The 25,209-nt window shown below is 65.3% G+C and carries 24 protein-coding genes; 16 read left to right on the forward strand and 8 right to left on the reverse strand.

What is annotated here, in order from left to right:
* Nucleotides 1-61 precede the first annotated feature (61 nt).
* A complete protein-coding gene (locus tag LPA35_RS03535) occupies nucleotides 62-634 on the reverse strand; it encodes a peroxidase-related enzyme (RefSeq protein WP_142146413.1) in 573 nt (190 codons plus the stop codon).
* Between the two features lie 45 nt (nucleotides 635-679).
* Nucleotides 680-1,483, reverse strand: coding sequence for an IclR family transcriptional regulator (locus tag LPA35_RS03540; protein WP_370108519.1), 804 nt, complete (start codon nucleotides 1,481-1,483; stop codon nucleotides 680-682).
* Between the two features lie 146 nt (nucleotides 1,484-1,629).
* Here LPA35_RS03540 and LPA35_RS03545 point away from each other — a divergent pair, with 146 nt between their 5' ends.
* The 7 genes from LPA35_RS03545 to LPA35_RS03575 all read left to right on the forward strand — a co-directional run bounded on the left by LPA35_RS03545 (nucleotide 1,630) and on the right by LPA35_RS03575 (nucleotide 8,510).
* Entirely contained in the window at nucleotides 1,630-2,625 is a 996-nt protein-coding gene (locus LPA35_RS03545; RefSeq protein WP_121422712.1) for a tripartite tricarboxylate transporter substrate binding protein, read from the forward strand.
* Nucleotides 2,626-2,821: 196 nt separating this feature from the next.
* Nucleotides 2,822-3,508: an RraA family protein gene (locus LPA35_RS03550; protein WP_228895083.1), complete on the forward strand. Its 687-nt coding sequence runs from the start codon at nucleotides 2,822-2,824 to the stop codon at nucleotides 3,506-3,508.
* The gene (locus LPA35_RS03555; RefSeq protein ID WP_228895086.1) at nucleotides 3,505-4,446 is read left to right on the forward strand and encodes an NAD(P)-dependent oxidoreductase; all 942 of its coding nucleotides are present in this window, start codon (nucleotides 3,505-3,507) and stop codon (nucleotides 4,444-4,446) included. The genes LPA35_RS03550 and LPA35_RS03555 overlap by 4 nt, the downstream gene beginning before the upstream one ends.
* Nucleotides 4,447-4,543: 97 nt before the next feature.
* Nucleotides 4,544-5,518 carry a tripartite tricarboxylate transporter substrate binding protein gene (locus tag LPA35_RS03560; protein ID WP_228895088.1) on the forward strand — a complete coding sequence of 325 codons (975 nt, stop codon included), beginning with the start codon at nucleotides 4,544-4,546 and terminating at the stop codon, nucleotides 5,516-5,518.
* Between the two features lie 188 nt (nucleotides 5,519-5,706).
* Entirely contained in the window at nucleotides 5,707-6,663 is a 957-nt protein-coding gene (locus LPA35_RS03565; protein ID WP_228895090.1) for a tripartite tricarboxylate transporter substrate binding protein, read from the forward strand.
* A gap of 3 nt (nucleotides 6,664-6,666) precedes the next feature.
* Complete coding sequence (locus LPA35_RS03570; protein WP_228895092.1) at nucleotides 6,667-7,569, forward strand: amidohydrolase; 903 nt, start codon at nucleotides 6,667-6,669, stop codon at nucleotides 7,567-7,569.
* 17 nt (nucleotides 7,570-7,586) lie between these two features.
* Nucleotides 7,587-8,510 (forward strand): SMP-30/gluconolactonase/LRE family protein, encoded by a 924-nt coding sequence (locus LPA35_RS03575; protein WP_228895094.1) that lies wholly within the window; start codon nucleotides 7,587-7,589, stop codon nucleotides 8,508-8,510.
* A gap of 35 nt (nucleotides 8,511-8,545) precedes the next feature.
* Here the strand turns inward: LPA35_RS03575 and LPA35_RS03580 are convergent, their stop codons facing one another.
* Nucleotides 8,546-9,670, reverse strand: coding sequence for an NADH:flavin oxidoreductase/NADH oxidase (locus LPA35_RS03580; protein ID WP_228895096.1), 1,125 nt, complete (start codon nucleotides 9,668-9,670; stop codon nucleotides 8,546-8,548).
* A gap of 139 nt (nucleotides 9,671-9,809) precedes the next feature.
* Between LPA35_RS03580 and LPA35_RS03585 the strand changes: the two genes are divergently transcribed.
* From LPA35_RS03585 to LPA35_RS03595, 3 genes are all read left to right on the forward strand, one after another.
* The gene (locus LPA35_RS03585; RefSeq protein WP_228895097.1) at nucleotides 9,810-10,760 is read left to right on the forward strand and encodes a LysR family transcriptional regulator; all 951 of its coding nucleotides are present in this window, start codon (nucleotides 9,810-9,812) and stop codon (nucleotides 10,758-10,760) included.
* Between the two features lie 80 nt (nucleotides 10,761-10,840).
* Entirely contained in the window at nucleotides 10,841-13,036 is a 2,196-nt protein-coding gene (gene katG, locus LPA35_RS03590; protein WP_228895099.1) for a catalase/peroxidase HPI, read from the forward strand.
* A gap of 126 nt (nucleotides 13,037-13,162) precedes the next feature.
* Nucleotides 13,163-13,552, forward strand: coding sequence for a carboxymuconolactone decarboxylase family protein (locus LPA35_RS03595; protein WP_176885831.1), 390 nt, complete (start codon nucleotides 13,163-13,165; stop codon nucleotides 13,550-13,552).
* Between the two features lie 3 nt (nucleotides 13,553-13,555).
* Here LPA35_RS03595 and LPA35_RS03600 read toward each other — a convergent pair whose 3' ends face one another.
* Nucleotides 13,556-14,098, reverse strand: coding sequence for a PAS and helix-turn-helix domain-containing protein (locus tag LPA35_RS03600; RefSeq protein WP_055402413.1), 543 nt, complete (start codon nucleotides 14,096-14,098; stop codon nucleotides 13,556-13,558).
* Between the two features lie 89 nt (nucleotides 14,099-14,187).
* Between LPA35_RS03600 and LPA35_RS03605 the strand changes: the two genes are divergently transcribed.
* Nucleotides 14,188-14,895, forward strand: coding sequence for a CoA transferase subunit A (locus LPA35_RS03605; protein WP_055402415.1), 708 nt, complete (start codon nucleotides 14,188-14,190; stop codon nucleotides 14,893-14,895).
* Nucleotides 14,896-14,959: 64 nt separating this feature from the next.
* On the forward strand, nucleotides 14,960-15,601 hold the full coding sequence (locus tag LPA35_RS03610; protein WP_055402417.1) for a CoA transferase subunit B: 642 nt from the start codon (nucleotides 14,960-14,962) through the stop codon (nucleotides 15,599-15,601).
* A gap of 119 nt (nucleotides 15,602-15,720) precedes the next feature.
* On the opposite strand, the gene LPA35_RS03615 is transcribed toward LPA35_RS03610, so the two are convergent.
* Together LPA35_RS03615 and LPA35_RS03620 are read right to left on the reverse strand one after the other, a co-directional pair.
* The gene (locus LPA35_RS03615; RefSeq protein ID WP_121419969.1) at nucleotides 15,721-16,014 is read right to left on the reverse strand and encodes a DUF4148 domain-containing protein; all 294 of its coding nucleotides are present in this window, start codon (nucleotides 16,012-16,014) and stop codon (nucleotides 15,721-15,723) included.
* An 82-nt stretch (nucleotides 16,015-16,096) separates the two neighbouring features.
* Entirely contained in the window at nucleotides 16,097-16,384 is a 288-nt protein-coding gene (locus LPA35_RS03620; RefSeq protein ID WP_121419970.1) for a DUF4148 domain-containing protein, read from the reverse strand.
* A gap of 467 nt (nucleotides 16,385-16,851) precedes the next feature.
* Here LPA35_RS03620 and LPA35_RS03625 point away from each other — a divergent pair, with 467 nt between their 5' ends.
* Nucleotides 16,852-18,162: an HD-GYP domain-containing protein gene (locus LPA35_RS03625; RefSeq protein WP_228895101.1), complete on the forward strand. Its 1,311-nt coding sequence runs from the start codon at nucleotides 16,852-16,854 to the stop codon at nucleotides 18,160-18,162.
* Between the two features lie 9 nt (nucleotides 18,163-18,171).
* Here the strand turns inward: LPA35_RS03625 and LPA35_RS03630 are convergent, their stop codons facing one another.
* A complete protein-coding gene (locus LPA35_RS03630; protein ID WP_228895103.1) occupies nucleotides 18,172-18,777 on the reverse strand; it encodes an IPTL-CTERM sorting domain-containing protein in 606 nt (201 codons plus the stop codon).
* Between the two features lie 187 nt (nucleotides 18,778-18,964).
* On the opposite strand from LPA35_RS03630, the gene imuA reads away from it, so the two are divergent.
* Genes imuA through LPA35_RS03645 form a run of 3 tightly spaced genes read left to right on the forward strand, consistent with a single transcriptional unit; the run spans nucleotide 18,965 to nucleotide 24,639 of the window.
* On the forward strand, nucleotides 18,965-19,849 hold the full coding sequence (gene imuA, locus LPA35_RS03635; protein WP_228895105.1) for a translesion DNA synthesis-associated protein ImuA: 885 nt from the start codon (nucleotides 18,965-18,967) through the stop codon (nucleotides 19,847-19,849).
* Nucleotides 19,812-21,365: a DNA polymerase Y family protein gene (locus tag LPA35_RS03640; RefSeq protein WP_228895107.1), complete on the forward strand. Its 1,554-nt coding sequence runs from the start codon at nucleotides 19,812-19,814 to the stop codon at nucleotides 21,363-21,365. Before imuA ends, LPA35_RS03640 begins: the two co-directional genes overlap by 38 nt.
* A gap of 16 nt (nucleotides 21,366-21,381) precedes the next feature.
* Nucleotides 21,382-24,639, forward strand: a complete 3,258-nt coding sequence (locus LPA35_RS03645; RefSeq protein ID WP_228895109.1) for an error-prone DNA polymerase — start codon at nucleotides 21,382-21,384, stop codon at nucleotides 24,637-24,639.
* Between the two features lie 41 nt (nucleotides 24,640-24,680).
* Here LPA35_RS03645 and LPA35_RS03650 read toward each other — a convergent pair whose 3' ends face one another.
* Nucleotides 24,681-25,196, reverse strand: a complete 516-nt coding sequence (locus tag LPA35_RS03650) for a M23 family metallopeptidase (protein WP_228895114.1) — start codon at nucleotides 25,194-25,196, stop codon at nucleotides 24,681-24,683.
* Nucleotides 25,197-25,209 lie beyond the last annotated feature (13 nt).

A 25,209-nucleotide genomic window follows, 5' to 3' on the forward strand; every position in this document is an offset into this window, starting at 1 on the left:
TCTAGCGCTTATTGGATAAGCGCTAGTAGCTATTATACTGATAGTAAATGCGCCAGGGCACTTACTTCTGCTTGGGCACCCGTCCCATCAAGTAAAACTCTGGGTTGGGCTGCATGCCCGCAAAGCTGGCCATGCGGTTGCTCAGGCCAAAGAACGCAGTGATGGCCGCGATGTCCCAGATGTCCTCGTCGTCAAAACCATGGGCGTGCAGGGCCACAAAGTCGGCGTCCTCGACTTCGTGTGCGTCAAGGCAGACCTTCATCGCAAAGTCGAGCATGGCGCGCTGGCGCGGGCTGATGTCGGCCTTGCGGTGGTTCACGGCCACCTGGTCGGCCACAAACGGTTTCTTTTCGTAGATGCGCAGGATGGCGCCGTGGGCCACCACGCAATACAGACACTGGTTGGCGGCACTGGTGGCGGTCACGATCATCTCGCGCTCGCCCTTGGTCAGGCTGCCTTCCTCTTTCAGCATGAGTGCATCGTGGTAGGCAAAGAACGCTCGCCACTCGGCCGGGCGGCGTGCAAAGGCCAGGAACACATTGGGGATGAAGCCCGCCTTCTCCTGCACTTCCACGATGCGTGCGCGGATGTCTTCGGGCAGGGTGTTCAGGTCGGGAAAAGGGTAGCGGCTCACGGCGGTCTCCTGTGGTTTTTGTGAGTTGAGGTTGCGGGGCAAGTATCACGGATGCCACTGGGTGGCTCGTACAGGGCTTTGTGCGGGCGCGGCCGAATTGCCCGCCAGCGCATACGACAACTGGGTGGCCGCAGCCATCACTGTCTGCGCCAGCGCTTCGAGCTTTTCGGCCGGCAGGCGCGAGGCCGGGCCCGAAATGCACACCGAGCCCATCAGCCGCCAGTGCATGCCAAACACGGGCGCCGACACAGTGGCCACGCCCTGTTCGCGCTCGCCAATCGACCAGTGGTAGCCCTTTTTTCGGATCTCTTCGTAGGCCTTGCCCGGCTCGCCCGAAAACGCCAGGATCACGCGGCCCGGCGAGCCTTTGTCCAGCGGCAGGCCTTCGCCCATGCGTGCGTGGTGGCGCAGCGCCTGCGGGCCTTCCACGCGCACGAGGCAGGTCCGCACATTGCCTTCGCGCACATAAAACGCGGCGCTTTCGCCTGTGGCAAGGGTCAGCTCGCGCAGCGCGGGCTCCAGCACGTTCTGCACGTCAAAACCGGCCTGGTAGCGCGCCCCCAGCCAGCCTGCGGCCGGGCCCAGGCGCCAGTCGCCGTCCTCGCGCTGCACCATGAAGCCCGACTGCGCCAGCGTGCGCGCCAGGCGCAGCACGGTGGTCTTGTGCAGGCCGCAGCGGCGGCTCAGCTCGGCCAGGGGCAGGCTGGATTCGCCCAGTGCAAAGGCTTCCAGCACCTGCAGGGCACGTGTGACGGCGATGACACCACCACCGGGTTCTGCATCTGCCGGAGCCATGGGACGGGGCGCGGGGGCGAGGGGCTGGGAGGGCTTGGCGGGGTGGTTGCTCATGGCGCAATTCGTTTCATGGTACGCAACTGCATTGTATGGGTTGAAACGTCTGCGTACAGTCGCACCCACGGCGCCGGACCAGAACACGTATCACAACAAAGGCCCTGCAGACCGGCGTGACGAACCACCACAACGGAGACAAATTCATGACCGCCTTCACTTCGCTTTCGCGCTCCCTGTGCGCTGCCTTCCTGGGCTTTGCGGCCGCAGCCGCACCCACCGGGGCCGCTCTGGCGCAGGCCGCTTACCCCAGCAAACCCATCCGCCTCATCGTGCCGTTCCCGCCCGGCGGCGGCACCGACATGATTGCCCGCACGGTGGCGCAAAAGCTCACGGACCAGAACAAGTGGAACGTCATCGTGGACAACCGCCCCGGCGCGGGCGGCAACCTGGGGGTGGACGCCGCCGCCAAGTCACCCGCCGACGGCTACACGCTCGTCATTGGCCAGACCAGCAACCTGGCCATCAACCCCACGCTGTACCCCAAGCTGCCGTACGACCCGCTCAAGGACCTGGTGCCCGTGGCGCTCGTCTCGTCCTCGCCCATCGTCATGGCTGCGCCCATCAACTCACCCTTCAAGAGCTACGCCGATGTGGTGGCGGCCGCCAAGGGCAAGCCTGACGCGCTCACGCTGGGCTATTCGGGCAACGGCACCGTGGCCCACCTGGCCGGTGAGCTGGCTGAAAACGCCGCCGACATCAAGCTGCGCCACATCCCCTACAAGGGCGCGGCCCAGGCCATGACGGACCTGGTGGGCGGGCAGATCGACCTGTACATGTCGTCGGTGCCCACGCTGCTGGGCCAGGTGCGCAATGGCAAGCTCAAGGTCATCGCCATCACCTCGGCCAAGCGCTCGCCGCAACTGCCGGATGTGCCCACACTGGCCGAGTCGGGCTACAAGGGCTTCGAGGCCGTGACCTGGTTCGGCATCCTGGCCCCTGCCGGTACGCCCACACCCATCCTGGCGCAGCTCAACAAGGCCATCAACGCGGCACTGCAGCAACCCGATGTGGCCGACAAGCTGCGCTCCGAAGGCGGCGATGTGCTGGGCGGCACCGCCGAACAGTTCAGCGCGCTGCTCAAAGCCGAAGTGCCGCGCTGGGCCAAGATCGTCAAGGACTCGGGCGCCAGCCTGGACTGACGGGCTCACGCTGGGGGGAGCGGTTTGTCCCCCGTATCTGCCCGCCCCACTTCTTCACCTTCGCATTTCGTCTGCACTTCGCCAGCCGCTGAGTCCGGGGCTGGTTGCGCTGCGGCATGGGCGCCTTGCACGCGCATCCTAGTCAGCCGCGCCCATTCGCTCCCCAGCATCTCCGCGTTCTTTCCAAGGATTCCCCATGAGCCAACTCCCTGAAATCATCCGCACCATCGACCGCGTGAGCGCCGACGTAGTGCAAAAAGCCGCCACCTACCAGGCCGCCATCCTGGCCGACGTGGCAGGCCGCCGCGGCACCATGCACGGCCGTGTGGCCCCTGTGCACCAGAACATGAAGGTGGCGGGCCCGGCCTTCACCGTGGAAGTGCGCCCCGGCGACAACCTCATGATCCACGCCGCCATCGCCCTGGCCCAGCCGGGCGATGTGCTGGTGATCGACGGCAAGGGCGACCAGACGGCGGCCCTGATGGGCACGCTGATGCTCAGCGCCTGCAAAAAGCGCGGCCTGGCCGGCGTGATCGTGGATGCCGCCATCCGAGACAAGCTGGAGATCCTGGAGCTGGACTTCCCCGTGTTCAGCGCGGGTTTCAACCCTGCAGGCCCCACCAAGTACGTGCCCGGCCGCATCAACCACCCCATCTGCGCCGGTGGTGCCGTGGTGAACGCGGGTGACCTGGTCGTGGGCGATGCTGATGGCGTGGTGGTGATCGAGCGCGAAAAAGCCCCCGCCATGCTGGCCCTGGCCGACAAGAAGGTGGCCGACGAAGCCGCCCGCATCGAAGCCATTGCACGCGGCGACACCGCATCGAAATGGCTGCCTGCCGCGCTGCGCGCTGCTGGCGTGCTGAAGGAAGGGGAATCGCTGTGAGCCAAACCATCATCGTCACCGGCGCCGATCTGGCGCAGCAAGCCCTGGACCTGCTCACGGGCTACGACATCGTCTACGCAGGCAAGACGCCTACCGAAGAAGACATGGTGGCCCTGTGCGGTGCGCACAACCCCGTGGCCATCATCGTGCGCTACGGCAAGGTGGGCGCTGCGGTGATGGACGCGGCCCCGGCGCTCAAGGTCATCTCCAAGCACGGCAGTGGCACCGACACCATCGACAAGGTGGCGGCCAAGGCCCGGGGCATTGAGGTGGTGGCCGCCGTAGGCGCCAACGCTGCGGCCGTGGCCGAGCAGGCGCTGGCGCTGCTGCTGGCCTGCGCCAAATCGGTGGTGCAGCTCGACGCGCGCATGCACGCGGGCCACTGGGACAAAGCCACGCACAAAAGCCTGGAGCTGGGTGGCCGCACCGTGGGCCTGGTGGGCCTGGGTGCCATCGGCCTGCGGTTTGCCAAGATGGCCGACGCCCTGGGCATGCGAGTGATCGGCTTTGACCCGTTTGCGAAGAACCTGCCGGACTATGTGCAGAGTGTGTGCCTGGAGACGATCTGGCGCGAAGCCGATGCCGTGTCTCTGCACTGCCCGCTGACTGACGAGAACCGGGGCATGCTGAACGCCACCACGCTGGCGCAGTGCAAGCGCGGCGTGATCGTGGTGAACACGGCGCGTGGCGGCCTGATCGACGAGGCCGCGCTGCTGGCGGCCGTGCGTTCGGGCCAGGTGATGGCGGCAGGGCTGGACAGTTTTGCGGTCGAGCCGATGACGGCGGGCCATCCCTTCCAGGGCGAGAAGCACTTCATCCTCAGCCCCCACATCGGCGGTGTGACCAGCGATGCCTACGTGAACATGGGCGTGGGCGCGGCGCAGAACCTGCTGGCCGTGCTGGCCCGGGTGCCTGGCGCAGCGATGGCTGCGGCCTGACGCCAGCCCCCTTCCTGAAAGCAAAGAGAAAAAAGGCACGGGGCAGGGCGCCCCGGCCCATGGAGACAAAGACATGCACACTATTTTGAGAAGAAAAATGGCCTCTGCGCTCGTCCATAAAGCGCTGATAGCTATTGTTTGTATAGCATCCGGTGCAGCAGGGGCGCAAACTGCGTTCCCCCACAAGCCCGTCAAGCTGGTGGTGGGATTTGCCGCAGGCGGCCCCACCGACGTGGTGGCCCGTGCGTTTGCCGACCACGCCAGCCGCGCGCTGGGCCAGCCCTTTGTGGTGGACAACAAGCCCGGCGCCAACACCATCCTGGCCGCCCAGGCGGTGGCCAGCGCGCCCGCCGACGGCTACACGCTGCTGTTTGGCGCCACCAACCACACCATGATCCCGGGGCTGTACGCCGGGCGGGTGAAGTTCGATGCGGTGAAGTCGTTCAAGCCGCTGTGCACCGTGGCCACCAGCCCCACGGTGCTGGTGGTGGGGCAGGCCCTGCCCGTGAAGTCGCTGGCTGAGTACATGGCCCGTGCGCGCAAGGAGCCGGGGCGTCTGTCCGCAGGCACGGCGGGCGTGGGGAGCTCAGGCCACTTTGCCACCGAGATGTTTGCCCGCGCCAACAGCTTGCAGCTGAACCATGTGCCCTACAAGGGCGCCGCGCCAGTGGTCACGGACCTGGTGGGCGGCCAGCTCGACAGCTCGTTTGCCACGCTGGGCTCGGTGCTGCCGCAGATCAAGAGCGGCAAGCTCACCGCGCTGGCCGTGGCATCGCCCAAGCGGTCGTCGCTGCTGCCCGACGTGGCCACGTTTGCCGAGGCCGGTGGCGGCAAGTATTCGGCCGACGCCTGGTATGGCCTGCTGGCCCCGGCGGGGCTGGACGACGCCATCGCCCAGCAGCTGGAGCGCGTGGCCAGGGACTTTGTGCAAAGCCCTGCGGCCAACGACAAATTGCGCGGCCTGGGGCTGGACGCCGATGCCACCTGCGGCGCTGCGTTTGCCAGCCAGGTCGGCCGCGAAGTGGCCGCCTATACGCAGATTGCACGCGAGCTTGATCTGAAAGTGGATTGACCCCCCTGAGGCGCTTTGCGCCTTCCCCCCTCTCTCTCGCCTCGCTGCGCGATGCGGGAAGGGGGACGCAGCCAGTGCGGCGGGGCGGCCCTTGCACGGCTGCCTGCGCTTTGTCAGCGCCAGTTTCGCAGGCCATGGGCCAGCGATACCTGTTTGTTCTTCATGGATTGAATAGATAAGGAGACTTCATGTTGCGTTTTCTCAAACCCTTGATCGCTGCCTGCGCCCTGGCTGCAGGCCTGGCCCACGCCGCCTTCCCCGAGCGGCCCATCACCCTCGTTGTGCCCTATGCCCCCGGTGGCGCGGCCGATGCTGTGGCCCGCGTGGTGGCCACCCGCCTGGGCGCCAAGCTGGGCGGCAGCGTGATTGTGGACAACAAGGCGGGCGCGAGTGGCACCATTGGCGCGAGTTTTGTGGCCAAGGCATCGGCGGATGGCTACACCATGCTGTACGACGCCACGCCACACTCCATCAACCCGCACCTGTTCCCCAAGATGCCGTATGCCAGCACCGCGCTGCAGCCACTGTCGCTGGTGCTGCTGGCGCCCAATGTGCTCATCGTGAAGGCCTATGCGCCCTACAAGAACGTGGGCGAGCTGATTGCCAAGGCCAAGGCGCAGCCTGGCAAGATCAACTTTGCCTCGGGCGGCAGCGGTACGGTGCAGCGCCTGGCGGCGGAGCTGATGGCCCAGAAGCTGGGCCTCGATATGGTGCATGTGCCCTACAAGAGCGGCGGCCCCGCCATCACCGACGTGATTGCGGGCCAGGTGGACTTCATGTTCGGCACCGTGGCCGCCACCTACCCGCATGTGGCGGGCGGCAAGCTGCGCGCGCTGGCCGTGTCGGCGCCCGAGCGTTCCAAGCGCCTGCCCGATGTGCCCACGGTGGCCGAGGCGGCCATCCCCGGTTATGAGGCCTACGAGTGGAACGGCGTGTTTCTGCCTGCGGGCGTACCTGCCGACGTGGCCGCCAAACTGCAGCAGGCCCTGCAAGAGGTGCTGAAGGAAGACGAAGTGAAACAGCGCCTGGCCGACCTGGGCGCCCAGCCCATCGGTTCCACGCCTGCGGAGTTTGCCGCCTTCCTCAAGAAGGAAGACAGCAAGTGGGGCGAGGTGGTGAAGAAGGGCAATATCAAACTCGACTGAGCCATGTCTTTGCCCGCGCTGACCACGCCCGTGCCGCACTCGGTGGGCCTGAACCGCCCGCAGCGCCTGTTGCCGCCCGGCGCGTGCGACAGCCACATGCACATCTTCGATGCACGTTTTGCACCATCTGCCCACTGGCCGCGCACGCCGCCCGATGCGCCCGTGGCCGCCTACCGGCAGCTGCAGCAGCGCCTGGGCAGCACACGCACGGTGGTGGTCACGCCATCCACCTACGGCACCGACAACGCCTGCACCCTGGATGCGCTGGACCAGCTGGGCGACAGCGCACGCGGCGTGGCCGTGGTGGACCCCAGCGTGAGCGATGCAGAGCTGGCCCGGCTGGCCGCGCGCCGCGTGTGTGGGCTGCGGGTCAACTTTGTCTCACCCCAATCGTGGGGCACCACCACGGCGCAGATGCTGAGCACGCTGGCGGGCAAGGTTGCACGGCATGCGGACTGCGCTGGCTGGCACATCCAGGTGTTCGCGCACCCGGAGCAGATCGTGGCGCTGGCGCCTGTGCTGCAGGCGCTGCCAGTGCCGCTGGTCATCGATCACCTGGGGCGCATCGACCCGGCCGAAGGGCCATCGGCCCAAGCCTTTGGCGTACTGCGCCGCTTGCTGGACAGCGGCAACACCTGGGTCAAGCTCTCGGGAGCCTACATGCGCTCTGCCGTGCGGGGCCCCAGCTACGCCGACACCCTGCCGCTGGGGCAAGCCCTGGTGCGGGCTGCCCCCAGTCACCTGGTGTGGGGTAGCGACTGGCCCCACACCACCGAGGCGCCGGGCACCGTGAGCGATGCCGACCTGGTGGACCTGCTGCGCGCCTGGGCGGGCTCGGATGCCGTGATGGACCATATCCTGGTGGACAACCCGGCGCGGCTTTATGGTTTCGGCGCCACCTCCTGACAACGAAAGCCTCTTCCATGTTTCTGCTGCAATCCCCCGAGGTCCGCGAGCTGGCGTTTTTCAGCTCCATGCCCGACACCTTCCGCCGCCCCGAGCGCAGCGCCTGGGCCGATGCCAACCGGGGCGGCACCGTCACCGATTCGTTCCTCGAAGGCCCGGTGTTCGACGGCGTGGGCAACCTGTACGTGACTGACATCCCCTGGGGCCGCATCTTCCGCATCGACCCGCAGGGCGCGTGGACGCTGGTGGCTGAGTACGACGGCGAGCCCAATGGGATGAAGTTCATGGATGCGGGCACGCTGCTCATCACCGACTACAAGAACGGGTTGATGCGGCTCGATATCGCGACCGGCAGGGTCACGCCGTACCTGGAGCGCCGCAACAGCGAACGCTTCAAGGGCGTGAACGATTTGATCTTCGACGCCGACGGCAACCTGTACTTCACCGACCAGGGCCAGAGTGGCCTGCACGACCCGAGCGGGCGCCTGTACCGGCTGCGCCCCAATGGCCAGCTCGACCTGTTGCTGGCCAACGTGCCCAGCCCCAATGGAGTGGCCCTGTCGCCCGACGGCCGCGCGCTGTACCTGGCCGCCACACGTGGCAACTGCGTGTGGCGCGTGCCGCTGCTGCCCGATGGCAGCGTGGCCAAGGTGGGGCAGTTCTTCACGTCCTATGGCCCGAGCGGTCCCGATGGGCTGGCGGTGGACGCGAGCGGCCGCCTGCTGGTGGCCAACCCGGGCCTGGGTTATGTGTGGGTGCTCAACCACCGGGCCGAGCCCGAGCTGGTGCTGCGGGGGCCTGCCGGAGCCTCCACCACCAATCTGGCTTATGGCGGGCAGGGCGGACAAACGGTGTTCGTGACCGATTCGACCCACGGCCACATCCTGCACGCACGGCTGGATGCGCCGGGGCTACCCCTGCACCGCTCGACCCCGGACTGAATGTCGGGCCAAAGGGCAAGGGCGTTTTCAGAGCTTTACTGGGCTGCGGCGACCTTCGCTGCGCCGCGATAGCGCGACAGCCAGTGCGCGTAGGGCGCGGGCAGCGTGTTCCATTCAGGCTTTTGCACGCCCAGCACCTGCGCCAGGTGGTAGGTGTAGTGCGGATTGGACAGGTGGGCGCGGCCGATCATCACCAAATCCATCTGGCCGTCGGCCACTGCACGTTCAGCGATTTTCGGGTCATCGATGCCCCACGACGAGGCCACGGGCAGGTCGGCTTCGCTGCGCACGCGCTGTGCGACCGGGGCCAGGAAGGCGGGGGTTGCCCAGGGAATCTGCGTCTCGGCAATCACGAAGTTCGCGCTGACGTTGACCATATCCAGGCCACGTTCGCGCATCTGGCGCACCAGCTCAATGGACTCAGCCACGGTTTCCTCGTCGCGTCCGTCGTATTCGATGACTCCGAAGCGTGCCGTGAGTGGCAGGTGCGCGGGCCACACCTTGCGCACGGCCTCCACGGTTTCCAGCAGAAAGCGCGCGCGGTTGTCAAAGCTGCCGCCGTACTGGTCGGTGCGCTGGTTGCTGTGGGGCGAGAAGAAGCTCTGCGCCAGGTAGCCGTGGGCGAAGTGCAGCTCCAGCCACTCGAACCCTGCGGCCAGTGCGCGACGTGCGGCGGCCACAAAGTCGGCCTGCACGCGGGCAATGTCTTGCAGTGTCATGGCCTGAGGTACCCGGGGCAGACCGCCGCCGTAAGCAATGGCGGATGGTGCTATCGGCTGCCAGGCACGCGCGTCGCTTTCGGGAATGTGGTCATCGCCTTCCCAGGGGCGTTGGGCGCTGGCCTTGCGGCCTGCGTGGGCGATCTGGATGCCGGGCACGGCGCCAGCGGCCTTGATGCTGGCGGCGATGCGGCCCATGCCTTCGATCTGCTGGTCGTTCCAAAGGCCTGTGCAGGCCGGGGTGATTCGGCCTTCGGGCGATACGCCCGTGGCCTCGACGATCACCAGGCCTGCGCCGCCGCGAGCGAGACCGGCGTAATGCGCTTGGTGCCATTCATTGGTGAAGCCATCCACCGCGCTGTACTGGCACATCGGCGGGATCGCGATGCGGTTGCGCAGGGTGACGCTTTTGAGCTGGAACGGGGTGAACAGGGTAGACATGCAGCTTGCTTTCTTGTCGGTTGATTAGAAAAGGAATTTCGGGCTGGGGGCGGGGGCAAAGACACCACGGCCACGCACAGTGAAGATGGTGGGTACGATGCAGCCATAAACCAAATCGATAGTTCTTATTTCTGAAATCATGGCAATTGATATCAGGGCCATGGACCTGAACCTGCTCAAGGCACTGGATGCCTTGCTCGACGAACGCAGCGTAACCCGCGCCGCCCAGCGCCTGTCACTCACCCAGCCTGCGGTGAGCGGCATGCTGACCCGGCTGCGCGAAAGCTTCGATGACCCGCTATTCGTGCGTACACAGCGTGGCATCACGCCCACGCTGCGCGCACAGGAGCTGGCCGCGCCGGTCAAGGAACTGCTGGGTGGGATCGAGTCGCTGCTGCAACCTCAGGTCTTTGACCCTGCCACGGCGCAGATGACGGTGCAGCTCGCATCCACCGACTATGCGCTGCAGGCGGTGGTGGTGCCATTCCTGGCCATGCTGCGTCGCCACGCGCCCGGCGTGCGCGTGGCCGTGGTGCCGGCCCAGCATCTGCCGGTGTACGAGCGGCTGGAGCGGGGCGATATCGATCTCGCCCTGATCAGCCCCGAGAACACGGCGCCCGACCTGTATGCCCGGCACCTGTTTGACGAGCGCTACGTGTGCGTGATGCGCGCCGGGCACCCGGATGCGAAAGGCGGCGCGCTGTCGCTGGACCGCTTCTGTGCACTGGACCATGCGCTCATTTCGTACACGGGTGGCGGTTTCTGCGGCGTGACGGATGAGGTGCTGGCACGCCTGGGCCGATCACGGCGGGTGGTGCTGTCGATCACCAGCTTTCTGGTGCTGCCAGAGATCCTGCGCAATAGCGACCTGATCGCGGTGGTGCCCCAGCGGGTGGTAGCTGATGCTCGCGGGCTGGTTGTGCTGGAGCCACCAGTGGCCATACCTGGCTTCGTTAAAACTGCTGCCTGGCATGAACGCACCCACCGCTCGCCGGGGCACCGCTGGGTCCGCTCGGTGCTGTTCGATACGTGTGGGTGCAAGGAGGCCGGTAGTCCGCTGCATTTGTCGCAATTAGAGAAAAACTATTGAATTAATCAAAACTATTGACTTTTCATAAGGATATGCACTCCATAACATCGGCTGCTCACCAACGCCAACAGGAGTGCCTCATGACGCAAGAGACCAACAAGTGCCCGTTTGACCACAACAAGGCTGCCGCGCCCAAGGGCCATGGCAATGCCGACTGGTGGCCAGACCAGCTCAATATCCGTCCCCTGAACCAGAACTCCCCGCTCACCGATCCCATGGGCGACGGCTTCGATTACGCAAAAGAATTCAAGAGCCTGGACCTTGCTGCCGTAAAGGCCGACCTGCATGCATTGATGACCGATTCGCAGGACTGGTGGCCGGCCGACTTCGGACACTACGGTCCGCTCTTCGTGCGCATGGCCTGGCACAGCGCCGGCACCTATCGCCTGGCCGATGGCCGCGGCGGCGCCGGGGCAGGGCAGCAGCGTTTTGCGCCCCTGAACAGCTGGCCCGACAACGCCAACCTGGACAAGGCCCGCCGTCTGCTCTGGCCCATCAAGCAGAAGTACGGCCGCAAGATCTCGTGGGCCGACCTGATGATCTTGACCGGCAACGTGGCACTGGAGTCCATGGGCTTCAAGACCTTCGGCTTTGCCGGTGGCCGCCCCGACGTGTGGGAACCCGATGAAAATGTGTACTGGGGCGCCGAGACCACATGGCTCGGCGGCGATAAGCGCTACAGCGGCGAGCGCGACCTGGCCAAGCCCCTGGCCGCAGTGCAGATGGGCCTGATCTACGTGAACCCCGAAGGCCCGAACGGCAACCCTGACCCCCTGGCCGCAGCGCGCGACATCCGCGACACCTTTGCCCGCATGGCGATGGACGATGAAGAGACAGTGGCATTGATTGCTGGTGGCCACACCTTTGGCAAGACCCACGGCGCGGGCGATGCCGCGCTGGTGGGCAAGGAGCCCGAAGGCGCAGGCATCGAGGAGCAGGGCCTGGGCTGGAAGAGCAGCCATGGTTCTGGCAAGGGCGGCGACACCATCACCAGCGGCCTGGAAGTCACCTGGACCACCACGCCCACGAAGTGGAGCAACAACTTCTTCGAAAACCTGTTCGGCTTTGAGTGGGAGCTGACCAAGAGCCCGGCCGGTGCCCACCAGTGGACGGCCAAAGGTGCCGATGCCACGATTCCACACGCACACGATCCGTCGAAGAAGCTGGTACCCACGATGCTCACCACCGACCTGTCGCTGCGGTTTGATCCGGCTTACGAGAAGATCTCGCGCCGCTTCCTGGAGCACCCTGAGCAGTTTGCCGACGCATTTGCGCGCGCCTGGTTCAAGCTCACACACCGCGACATGGGGCCGCGTGCACGCTACCTGGGCCCTGAAGTGCCCGCCGAAGTGCTGGTCTGGCAAGACCCTGTTCCTGCAGTGGACCATGCTCTGGTCAACGAACAAGACATCACGGCACTCAAGTCCAAGGTGTTGGCGTCGGGCCTCTCGATCTCTGAGCTGGTATCGACGGCCTGGGCTTCTGCCTCAACTTTCCGAGGCGGCGACAAGCGCGGCGGAGCCAATGGGGCGCGCATTCGTCTGGCTCCGCAGAAGGACTGGGACGTAAACCAGCCTGCACAACTGGCCAAGGTGCTGGGCCAGCTCGAAGCCATCCAGCGCGCGTTCAACGCCGAGCAGACGGGCGGCAAGAAAATCTCGCTGGCCGACCTCATCGTGCTGGCCGGTGGCGCCGCTGTGGAGGATGCCGCGAAGCGAGGCGGGCAGGACGTGACCGTGCCTTTCACCCCCGGCCGCACCGACGCCTCGCAGGAGCAAACCGATGTGCCATCGTTCGAAGTGATGGAGCCCGTGGCCGATGGCTTTCGCAACTACGTGCGCCCCGGGCTGGAGGGCGCTGTGGCCGAACTGCTGATCGACCGCGCGAACCAGCTGACCTTGACTGCGCCAGAGATGACGGTGCTGGTCGGCGGTTTGCGGGTACTGGGTGTCAACATGGGCCAGGCGCCTCACGGAGCTTTCACGCAGCGCCCGGAAACGTTGAGCAATGACTTCTTTGTGAACCTGCTCGACATGCGCACCCAATGGCAGAAGTCAGCGAGCGCAACCGGTGTGCTGGAAGGGGTGGACCGCAGCACAGGCGCCAAGAAATGGACCGGCACCGTGGTCGACCTCGTGTTTGGCTCGAATTCCGTGCTCCGTGCGCTGGCCGAGGTCTATGCCAGCAGCGATGCCCAGGCCGTGTTTGTGCAGGACTTCGCCCGCGCCTGGACCAAGGTGATGAACCTGGATCGCTTTGATCTCGCGGCAGCGTAAACCTGGGGCTTAGCACTTTGACAAAGCCACCTGCCTGGCCCTTCACAGGGTATGGCAGGTGGCTTTGTGTTTTTCGTGCAGGCGCTGCGGCTACGATGGCGGCCCCAACTGAACCGGAGAGCCCGCATGACACAACAACTCCCATCCACCAAGGACTTCGACAAGGGTCTGGCCACACGCAAGCAGGTCATGGGCGAGGACTTTGTCGCCAATGCCTTTGGCAATGCCACGGCGTTCACCCAGCCGATCCAGGAGTTCATCACCCGCAATGCCTGGGGCGATGTATGGCAGCGGCCGGGGCTGGACATGAAGACGCGCAGCTTGATCACGGTGGCGTTTCTTACTGCGCTGGGCAAGCAGCATGAGCTTAAGGGCCACGTGCGCGGCGCGCTCAACAACGGCGCTACAGCGGCAGAGATCCAGGAAGTGTTGCTGCACGCCAGCATCTACTGCGGCCTGCCCACGGCAGTCGAGGCTTTTCGCACAGCTGCTGACGTGATCGACGGCCCGAAGTAGGGCTCAACCAGCGAGCAATTTGTGTACTAGGTCGGCAGCGGTGGATGCGTTGTACTTGCGCATGAGGCGTGCCCGGTAAATCTCCACCGTGCGGTGGCTGATCTCCAGGGCCCGGCCGATCTCCTTGGAAGTCAGTCCCTCCAACAGGCGCGCGGCCACCTCGCGTTCGCGGCCTGTCAACTCGGCCTTCACGGGGCGTTGCGAACTCAGGTCCTCAAAGCTCCAGATGCCTGATTCATGCGGGGCATCTCGGTTGAGCGCACGGCCCGACACATGGCACCAGAAGACCTCGCCGTTGGCACGCTTCATGATGCGGTTGTCGGCATAGTGGCCTTTGGCGTTCAGAATAGGTTCCATGTGCGCGCCAAGGCGCTCGTATTCGTCGGCGCTTGGATAAAGTATCTGGAACGACTGACCGATGAGCACCTCGCGCGAGGCGCCGAACATCTCGCACACATGCCGGTTGCAATCGACCATGGTGCGGTTGCGCGACAGCACCAGGCCCACGGGGGCCATGTCAAAAGCGAGTCGGTAATCAACGTCCATTGGCAACGTCCATAGTGCAAGTCTTTACGGGATACTACTTAATCGGGTACGTAGTATCGTAGCGCATCCAAATTCACAAGGAGATCGTGGTGAACAAGTTATTCCCCTCCGCAGCTGAGGCCCTCAAGGGCGTGGTTGCAGACGGCCAGCTCATGGCTGTGGGTGGTTTCGGTTTGTGTGGCATCCCTGAAGCGCTGATCGACGCCTTGCGCGATTCCGGCGTCAAGAACCTCACCGTGATTTCCAACAACGCAGGTGTGGATGGCTTTGGCTTGGGCAAGCTGCTGGAAACCCGCCAGATCAAGAAGATGATTTCGTCCTACGTGGGCGAAAACAAGGAGTTCGAGCGCCAATACCTTGCCGGCGAGCTGGAGCTGGAGTTCACGCCCCAGGGCACGCTGGCCGAGAAGCTGCGTGCAGGCGGCGCGGGCATTCCTGCTTTCTTTACCAAGACCGGTGTGGGCACCATCGTGGCCGAGGGCAAGGAACTGCGCGAGTTCGACGGCGAAACCTATGTGATGGAACGCTCGCTCGTGCCCGAGGTGGCGCTGGTCAAGGCGCACCGCGCCGACAAGTCGGGCAACCTGCAGTTCCGTCTGACGGCCCGTAACTTCAATCCTGCCGCTGCCATGGCCGGCAAGGTCTGCATCGTTGAAGTGGAAGAGGTGGTGGAAACCGGTGCCATGGTGCCCGACCAGATCCATCTGCCCGGCATCTATGTGCACCGCATCGTGCACAACCCGAACCCGGAAAAGCGCATCGAAAAGCGCACCATCACTGAGAAGGCGGGCGTTTAAGCCTGCGTTTATCGAAAAGCAGGCGTGCAAGCCTGCCGTCACCGAACAAGCTGGAGAAATACATATGTCGTGGAGTCAAGACCAAATGGCGGCGCGTGCCGCCCATGAGCTCGAAGACGGCTTTTACGTGAATCTGGGTATTGGCATCCCTACGCTGGTGGCCAATTTCGTGCCCGCCGACAAGGAAGTGTGGCTGCAGTCCGAAAACGGCATGCTCGGCATCGGCCCGTTCCCCAACGAAGATGAGGTGGATGCGGACCTGATCAACGCTGGCAAGCAGACCGTGACCACCATCAAGGGCTCGTCCATCTTTGGCAGCCATGACAGCTTTGCCATGATCCGTGGCGGCAAGATCAACCTCTCCATCCTGGGCGCCATGCAGGTCAGCGAAAAGGGCGATCTGGCCAACTGGATGATCCCCGGGAAGATGGTCAAGGGCATGGGCGGCGCGATGGACCTGGTGGCGGGTGTCAAGCGCGTGATCGTGCTCATGGAACACGTTGCCAAGAAGAAGGACGGCACCGAAGACCTGAAGATCCTGCCCCAGTGCACGCTGCCGCTGACGGGCGTGGGCGTGGTCGACCGCATCATCACCGACCTGGCGGTGATGGACGTCACCCCCCAAGGCCTGAAGGTGGTGGAACTGGCTCCGGGCGTGACGTTTGATGCCCTGCAAGCCAAAACGGGCGTGACGCTGATTCCTTGACCGTTGTTGGGGGCGTTCCTCAAACGCAAAAAAGGCCGAGGCTCCGTGAGGGGCCTCGGCCTTTGGCTTTCGGCATCAGGCTGCAGCCGTGACAACGACTGCAGCACCTGCCGTGCGAATTACATGGCGCTGAATTCGCCCGAAGGGATCTTGCCAGTGCGCAGGGCTTCAGCAGCCTGGGCGCGCACAGCAGCGCGGTCAGCCGTGGACGTGTAGGTCACCACACGCGAACCAGCAGGCTCGATGCTGCGGGTCTGGGCCACAGTGGCGGCTTCTGCGGCCACTTCGGCACGGGTGCGGTTCGTGTCGAACTTCAGTGCAAATTGCGAACCATCGGCTTCGTCAGCGTGGGCGCCGAAAGCAGTGAAAGCGGCAACAGCGGCGATAGAGAGGAAACGGACAGACTTGTTCATGGTGAAACTCCAGTGAAATTCAAAAAATAGGGACGAGGTACTTGGCAATACGAAAACGTGTGAACCGTGGATTCAACAAGAATCAACCACGCTCACCCGAAGGGATCTGGCCAGCGCGCAGGGCTTCGGCAGCCTGGGCACGCACGGCAGCGCGGTCAGCCGTGGACGTGTAGGTCAACACACGCGAGCCTGCTGGCTCGATGGAGCGGGTCTGGGCAACGCTGGCGGCTTCTGCTTGCACTTCAGCGCGGGTGCGGTTGGTTTCAAATTTGGTAGCGAATTGCGAAGCATCGGCTTCGTCAGCCTGTGCGCCGAAAGAGGCGAAAGCGGCAACGGCAGCGATGGAGAGGAAGCGGGCGGTGTTGTTCATGATGAAAATCCTTGGAAGTTAAAAAGCGTCTCAAAAAAGCCGGGTCAAAAAACCATTCCTGAACCGGGTTCGGTGAGTCGCCTTGCGGGTTCGGCTCATCGATGGGTTGAACTGTACGCGGGTGAAGTCCAAAGAAAAACCACCGAGTCGCAAACTAACTGTTCCAGTATTGGAAACAATGCCGCCAGAGAATTTCAGGGTTTACCCAAATTTTTAGCCTGAAAAGAAGGCTTGAACCGCTTTTGCATGCAATGAATGAAGCGTTTATCCGGAATGGTGATCCATGGCTGCAGGACGGGCTGAATCGGGTGGCGAATGGCGTGCAGGGAAGTCTCCCGGCCTTGTGAAACACGGGGGGCGGCGACTGAGACTTGATCTGGCTCAAGACTGTGTGTGGCCCGGGTATTTTTCGTGGATGCCCCTCGGGGAGAACGCTCTATAGTCCCGAATAAGCTTTTGTTATCTGCATGACGGACACCCTTGCGCCTGCGGGCATCGACACTTCGGACAGCCCCCACTACTTGCGCGCGTTGACCGACATGGCTGACCGGCGCACGGTGGTTGCTGACGCAGCCATTTACACCGACAAAGGTATCAAGCTGGTCGAAAAAGGCGCGCGCATCGACAGCCGCCTGTATGACCGCCTGGTGCAGCACAAGCTGCGCGAGCCCATTGACCGCCATCTGTCCATCGAGAATCCCGTGGACGTACCCGCTTTGCTCGCGGCGGGGCAGGCCATGAGCGAACAGGAGGTGCTGCCCAACCTGCTGGCAGAAGCCCTCGGCTCGGCGGCCCGGCTGCTGGCGCCGCTGCGCTCGCTGCCCTTGCCTCCATCCATGGCCTGCAAGCTCACCGTGATGCGCGATCAGCGGCCCGGACTGTTTCAACACAGCCTGCAGATGATGACGGTGGCCGTGTTCCTGGGCATCAAAAGCGGTCTTGCTGAGCGCGACTGCGCCAATCTTGCGGCAGCAGCCTTGCTGCACGATCTGGGGGTGCTGCACATGGATCCGGCCTGGGACGATCCCGACCACAAGGTCGTTGGTGTTCAGCGCAAGCATCTGGTGGCGCACCCCATCACCGCCATGCTCATGATCCGCGATACCCAGGTCTATCCCCGGGCTGTGGATGTGGCGGTGCTGGAACACCACGAGCGCATGGATGGCAGCGGCTACCCGCGTGGCCTGGCCGGTGCAGACATCTCTGTCCTGGGGCGCATCCTGTTGCTGGCCGAGGTGGTGGCGGCGTTCTATGAAAAATACGACGACATGCCCGCGCAGCGCCTGTCGCTGGTGCTGCGGCTGAACCATCGCAAATTTCCATCGGCCCTGGTGGCACACATCCTGCCCCTGCTGCAGGAAGAAGTCGCCCGGGAGTCTGCCCTCATGCCGCTGGGCAACGATGCCTCGCGCCAGATCGACCTGCTGGCCGAAGCTTTTGAATGCTGGGATCAGCTCAAGACCGCACTGCCTCCCGAAACCAGTGTCAAGGCACTGCCGGGAAGCGCCTTTGTGTTCCTCGATGCGCGGCTGATGGCTTTGCAAAAAGCCTTGCTGGAGGCCGGTTCACACCCTCGGCAGCAGGGTGAACTCATGGCCCAGTTGCAGGGCGATGCCATTGGGATGGCTGAAGTGGCGCTGGTGGGGCGCGAGGCGCTGTGGCAGCTGCAAAGTATTGTGAATGCCAGCTATCGCCGCTGGCCGCAGCTGGCAGACCGCGCCACCCCTGCGGATGCAGCGGTGGCGGATTGGTGTGATTGGGCAGTGCGGAAGCTTTGAAAAGGGTGGTCAGCCCACCCGGCTTCGCAGCCAGAACCGATGGTGCATCGCCCAGCCAGCCATGAGCACCGCGAGGACCAGCAGCCCCCATTCAGACAGCGTCGGAATGGATGCTGGCGGCGCGATGCCGATGTGGACCGTGAATGAATCCGCTGTCGGGCCCGTGCCCCAGGTCCAGAGATAGGTGCCCGGTGTGAGCCCCAGGCTGGCCAGCGAGGTCGCAGTCCAGGTGGCCGAGGACGTGAGCGCAGAGCCCGAGACGTAGCCTGCCGGGGCGAAGACGAAACCGGGCATTGTGCTGTCCAGGCCCACCATGTCGCCAGATCCTGCATTCGCCCCGACAGGGCCTCCGCCTCCGAACGCTGGTGGGCCGGATATCCCCAGGTAGGCGTCCACGGTGCCAGCCGTACCGGTGAAGACCAACCCAGCCGAAGCAATGACCCCGGGGGACAGAGGCCCGCTGCCCGCAGGCGAGAGGGCCCCCAGATTCAGGCTGCCACTGCCACTGGCGACCACATTGCCACCGCTTTCAAAAAAGTAGAGCGTATAGGCCGCGAACGTGTTGCCGGACAGGAGCAGCAACAGGGCGACTGCTGCCGATTGGATTGTTTTCATTCAACGGACCCTCTCTTTTTTGTCCTGCCCATTGTAGGGAGCGTGGTGTGCGTTGGCCCAGCTTTATAGGGCCTGGGACGCGTTGCCTCCAAAAGCCCCTCACCCCAAAGTCTTCTCCGCCAGTTGCCCCGTTGCTCGAAATACTGGTTATATTTACAGTATTCATATTGTTCTTCTCGTCTTCGCCATGCCTGCGCTACGCCACTCCCTGGGGGTTGTCGCGTCCGATCTGCCATTGACCGTGCCCGGTGTCTGGCATGCGGACGCATTGGGTGCGGGCCAGTTGCAGGTGCAGTCCACCGGTTATGGTCCTCTGGATGCGCAGTTGCCCGGTGGGGGCTGGCCGGTGGGGGCGTTGAGCGAGGTGCTGCAACCCCTGGCGGGCCTGCACGAATGGCAGTTGGTGCTGCCTGCCCTGGTACAGGCCACTGCCCCGCGCTCGGGGGCGGTGGTGGTGGTAGCGCCGCCTTGCGAGCCTTTTGGACCGGCGCTGCAGGCCCAGGGCTTGTCAGCCGAGCGGCTGTGTGTGGTGCGGGCCGATGCCGCCGCTGCGCTCTGGGCGGCAGAGCAGGCGTTGCGTTGCCGGGAGGTTCTGGCCGTGATGGCCTGGCTGCCGCAGGTGCAGTCCGCAGCCCTGCGCAGGCTGCAACTGGCAGCAGCGCAGCAACGTCAACTGCTATGGGTGTTTCGCCCGGCCAGTGCTGCGGCGCAGGCCTCACCAGCCTTGCTGCGGCTACAGGTGCAGGGGATGGCCATGCCGGGAGGTGTATGCACAGTCCCCGGGATGCAGGTGCACATTCTCAAGCGCCGGGGGCCGCCCCTGGCGCAAGGGCTGGATCTGCCGGGCTGTCATCCCCGGCTGGCCCAGGTGCTGGCGGCCCAGGCCGGGCGCCGGCGTGCAGCGCAGGTGGATGCTGGTAGCACCTTGGTGGCAGGTCGCCTTGCTGCGGCAGCCAAGGCATCGGGGGCGTTGCCCATGCGCCCTTCATTGGAGCTGCTGGTGCCGTTGGGGGCGGGGCCAGAGGGGAGGGCGCATGCACTGGATCGCGCTGCCATTGCCCTGGTGCGATGAGGCATCCGCACCGCCTGCAGGGGTTGTGCACACCGCTGCGGCAGGCTGGTGGGCCCTGCGTTTTACCCCGCGTGTGGCACTGGTGGATGCAGAGGCCGTGCTGCTGGAGGTGTCCACCACCGAGCGGCTGTGGGGCGGGCGCGAAGTGCTGCTGGCCCAGGTGCTGCAGGCCTGGGCCTGGGCCGGGGCATCTGCCAGGTGCTCCGCCCCCCCCGCTGCCCAGGTCGCTGGCGAGTGTGGGCCTGCAGGGGAAGGGACGGCGGCGGGCGCACAGCCGACGGGCGCACCCGTGATCTGGGGCAGTGGCCCCACCGCCCTGGTGGCGCAGGCCCGGCTGCGTATGGCGTTGGCGGGGCAGGCTCTCCCTGCACAGGGGCCGCTGAGCCTGCCTCTGCACACACTCACAGCCTTGCGCCCGCATGTGGCCAGCCTGGAGCGCATGGGCTGCCGCACCTGGGGGGCACTGCGGGCGCTGCCCCGCGCCGGGGTGTCGCGGCGTTTTGGTGCGGCGGTGCTGCGGGTGCTGGACCAGGCCCTGGGAGATGCCCCCGAGGCCCACGCCTGGCTGGAGCTGCCCGAGCAGTTTGTGCTGACGGGCGAGTTGCCTGCGCTGGCAGAGTCGGCCGATGCGCTGCTCTGGAGCGCCAGCCGCTGCCTCACGGCCTTGCAAGGCTGGCTGCAAGCGCGGCAGCAGGGCGTGCTGGGCCTGGAGCTGGCCTGGCGCCATGACCTGCGGCGCATCGATGGTGTGGTCATCGCCCCCACGCAGGCGCTGCAGGTGCGCACGGCGCAGGTCACGCAGGACATAGGGCATCTGCGGCGCCTGTTGTCTGAAAATCTGGCGCGCACCTCGCTGGCCGCGCCGGTCAATCAGATCACGCTGCGTTTGCTGGAGGCGGCCCCGCTGCCACACCGCAGTGCGAGCCTGCTGCCGCCCGACCATCTGGGCGGCGCAGACCCTGCTGGCGCCCAGGGCGAGGCTTTGCACCAGTTGCTGGAGCGCCTGTCAGCCCGGCTGGGAGAAGGACATGTACAGGCCCCGGTGCTGCAGGCCGACCACCGCCCCGAATGCATGCAGCAGTGGCGCCCGGCGGCCGAGGTGCTGCGCGTGACGGCGGCGGCCGCAAAGCACGCTGCAGCCCGGAATGCCTCCGTCAGTGTTGCCAAGACGGCGCTGGATGCAGCCCCCGATGCCCTGCTGCTGCCCACCTGGCTGCTGAACCCGCCCCGGCGGTTGGCGGTGCAGGGCAACCGCCCCTGCCACCACGGCCTGCTGCGACTGCTGGCCGGGCCCCACCGCTTTGAAGCGGGCTGGTGGTCTGCGGCCGGGGAGGGCGCAGGCCCGGCCCCCGGTGAAGGTGCCCTGGCTTTGCGCGACTACTTTGTGGCGCACAACGATGTGGCGGGGCTGGTGTGGGTGTTCCGCGAGCGGCTGGCGCCGGTGCCGTCCGTATCGGACGGCCCCCCAGCCGCCGTGCGGCCCCATCGCTGGTTCCTGCATGGGGTGTTTGGGTGATGTCTGCGGAGGCTCCATGGGCCTGACACCTTCCTCTGCATCGCCTGCACCAGTCACCGTGCTGCCGGGCTATGCCGAGCTGCACTGCCTGTCCAACTTCAGCTTCCAGCGTGGTGCATCGCATCCACAGGAACTCGTGAAGCGCGCGCTGGCGCTGGGCTACCAGGCCCTCGCGCTGACGGACGAATGCTCGGTGGCGGGTGTGGTGCGCGCCTGGGAGGCCGCCAAGGAATGTGGTTTGCACCTCATCGTGGGCAGCGAGTTTTTGTGGGGTGACGACCTGCGGCTGGTGGCCCTGGCGCGCGATGCCGAGGGCTGGGGCAATCTGTGTGAGTTCATCACCGCGGCCCGTGCGGTCGCATCCAAGGGGCAGTACCACCTGGGCCCGCGCAGCCCCTGGGGATTGCTGCAAGGGTGCGAGTTGCTGCTGGCGCCTATCCGGCAATGCTTTGATGCTTCTAATTTGATAGCTGTTAGCGCTTGTCTATCCAGCGCTAGAGGCCAATTTGACTCATATTTTGATGGCCATATCTGGTTGGCGGTCGAACTGCACCTGGCCCCGGACGACAGCCTGTGGCTGGCCACGCTGCAGCGTGTGGGTGCGGCGCTGGACTTGCCGCTGGTGGCGGCGGGCGATGTGCACATGCACGCCCGTTCGCGCAAGCCGCTGCAGGATGTGATCACCGCAGTACGCCTGGGCCGCAGCGTGGGCGAATGCGGGTTTGCGCTGCAGCCCAATGCCGAGCGCCATCTGCGCCGGCGCGTGCGGCTGGCGGGCATCTATCCGCCCGAGTTGCTGGACGCCACGCTCACCGTGGCGGGGCGCTGCACGTTCACCCTGGACGAAATCAAGTACCAGTACCCGCTGGAGACCGTGCCCGCTGGCATGACCCCCGCGCAGGCCCTGGCCTGGCTGGTGCAGGTGGGCGTGCAAGGCGTTTACCCTCAGGGCGCGCCACAGAAGGTGCAGGCGCAGATCCGCAAAGAGCTGGACCTGATCGCACACTGCCAGTACGAGATGTACTTTCTCACGGTGCACGACATCGTGCGCTACGCGCGCAGCCAGGGCATCCTGTGCCAGGGGCGTGGCTCGGCCGCGAATTCGGTGGTCTGCTACATGCTGGGCATCACGGCCGTGCCGCCCGAAAACTCACACCTGCTGTTCGAGCGCTTTATCAGCAAAGAGCGCAAGGAGCCGCCCGACATCGACGTGGACTTCGAGCACGACCGGCGCGAGGAGGTCATCCAGTACATCTACGAAAAATACGGCCGCGAGCGGGCCGCCATCGCGGCCGTGGTCACCACCTACCGCACGCGCAGCGCACTGCGCGATGTGGGCAAGGCGCTGGGCGTGGCGCCGTCCTTGGTCGATGCCTTTGCCAAGGACCACCACTGGTTTGACGAGCAGTTCGCCACCGACCGGTTGCAGGAACTGGCTGAAAGCCTGGGTGCACCGCTGCACCGGCACACGGCCCAGCTGTGGCTGGAACTGGCGGCGGACCTCAAAGGCTTTCCGCGCCACCTGAGCCAGCATGTGGGCGGCTTTGTGCTCACGCAGGGCAAGCTCACGCGCCTGGTGCCCGTGGAGCCCGCGAGCATGGAGCACCGATCGGTCATCCAGTGGGACAAGGACGACCTGGACACCATGGGCCTGCTCAAGGTCGATGTGCTGGCCCTTGGCATGCTCAGCGCGCTGCGCCGCTGCCTGAATTTGCGCGAAGCCTTGCGCGGTGAGCGCTGGGACCTCCAGGGTATTCCGCGCGAAGACCCCGCCACCTACGACATGATCTGCGCCGCCGACACCGTGGGCGTGTTCCAGATCGAAAGCCGCGCGCAGATGAGCATGCTGCCGCGCCTGCGGCCGCGCGAGTTCTACGACTTGGTGGTGGAGGTGGCGATTGTGCGGCCCGGGCCTATTCAGGGCGGCATGGTGCACCCCTACCTGCAGGCGCGTGAACGCAGGCGCAGGGGCGAGCCGCTGCAATTGGAAAAGCCTGAACTGGAAGCGGCCCTGGCGCGCACGCTGGGCGTGCCGATTTTTCAGGAGCAGGTGATGCAGATCGCCATGGTGGCGGCCGGGTTCTCTGCCGGCATGGCGGACGATCTGCGCCGGTCGATGGCGGCCTGGAAGCGCAAGGGCGGCGTGCACCGGTTCGAGCGCCCACTGGTCGGAGGCATGGAAGCGCGTGGTTACCGTACCGAGTTTGCCCAGGCCATCTTCCAGCAGATGCTGGGCTTTGGCGAATATGGCTTTCCTGAAAGCCACGCCCACAGCTTTGCCTTGCTGGCCTATGCCAGCAGCTGGCTCAAATGCCATGAGCCCGCGTGTTTTCTGGCCGCGCTGCTCAATTCGCTGCCCATGGGTTTTTACACCGCCTCGCAACTGGTGCAGGATGCGCGCCGCCACGGCGTGCGTGTGCTGCCCATCGACGTGACCTGCAGCGACATCGACTGCACGCTGGAGGGCACACCAGAGCCGCTGAGACCTGCGCGGGGGCTGGGCGTGCCGCCACTGCCGCAGCCCGCTGTGCGTCTGGGCTTGCGGCTGGTGGGCAGCCTGCACAAAGATGCTCCCGAACGACTGGTGGAGGCCCGCGCTACAGGCCCTGCCTTTGCCAACACCGAAGACCTGGCCCTGCGCGCACAGCTGAGCCAGCAAGACCTACAGGCGCTCGCTGCAGCCGATGCGCTGGCGGGTCTGTCAGGCCACCGGCGCCAGCAGATGTGGGATGCGGCCGCGCAGCACACGGCACCGCCCCTGCTGCGCGATGTGCCCGTGCACGAAGCGCCCCTGCAATTGCTCGCCGCGCCCGAGGGCGAAGAGATTCTTTTCGACTACGCCGCCACCGGCCTCACACTGCGCCGCCACCCGCTGGCCCTGCTGCGCCCGCGCCTTGCGCGCTGGCGCCTGCAGACCGCCCTGCAGCTGAACACCGTGCCCCATGGCCGCAAGGTGCGCGCCTGCGGCATCGTCACTGTGCGCCAGCGCCCTGGCACGGCCAAAGGCACGATGTTCGTCACGCTGGAGGACGAGACGGGCCCCGTCAACGTGATCGTGTGGCCTGCGCTGGTGGAGACATGGCGCAATGCGCTGCTCAGGTCGCAACTGCTGGCGGTGGAGGGCGTGTGGCAGTGCAGCGTGCCCGAGGGGGAGGGGGGCGCTCTGAAGGCGGCCACGGTAGTGCGCCACCTGGTGGCCCAGCGCTTCAAGGACTTGACACCGCTGCTCGGTCGCATGGCCCAGGCGCTGCAGGGTAGCCGGGACTTTCACTGACCTTCGGAGCGCTTCGGATCATCCTTCTGACTCCCTTGCGGTCACCGCTCCAGCAGATAAGCGTGGGGGTCGATGAAGAACGCTTTTTTGACGCCCTGCGTAGCGCCATCCACCTTCCACGGCGCGGGCAGCATTCGCACGATGGAATAGTGCAGGTGTGCCGGCTTGCCCTGTGCATTGCCGCTGGCGCCCAGCGTGCCAATCGCATCTCCAGACGCCACGAAGGAGAAGGCGCCTGTGCGGATCGAGTCCAGGTGCGCAAAGTAATGCAGCCGCCAGCGCGGCCCGAGCACCAGCACCACCTTGCCGCCTTTGGCGATTTCTCCTGTGAACAGCACGACGCCATCCGTAGTGCTCAGCACTGGCGTGCCGGTCTTGCCAAAGATGTCGATGCCCTTGTGCACACCCGAGCTGCCCCAGGGTTCGAACCAGAAGGACTTGGAATTCCAGTCTTTTGCGGAGGCCCCGGCCACAGGGATCTGGATGCGCTCCGGCAGTAACAGGCCCGCCACCAGCACGGCCAGCAGGGTGAGGCCCAGAATCTTTGCAATTTTCATGGCGCGATTATTC

It is taken from the genome of Acidovorax sp. Leaf73, assembly GCF_916855635.1.
Taxonomy (GTDB): Bacteria; Pseudomonadota; Gammaproteobacteria; order Burkholderiales; family Burkholderiaceae_C; genus Acidovorax; species Acidovorax facilis.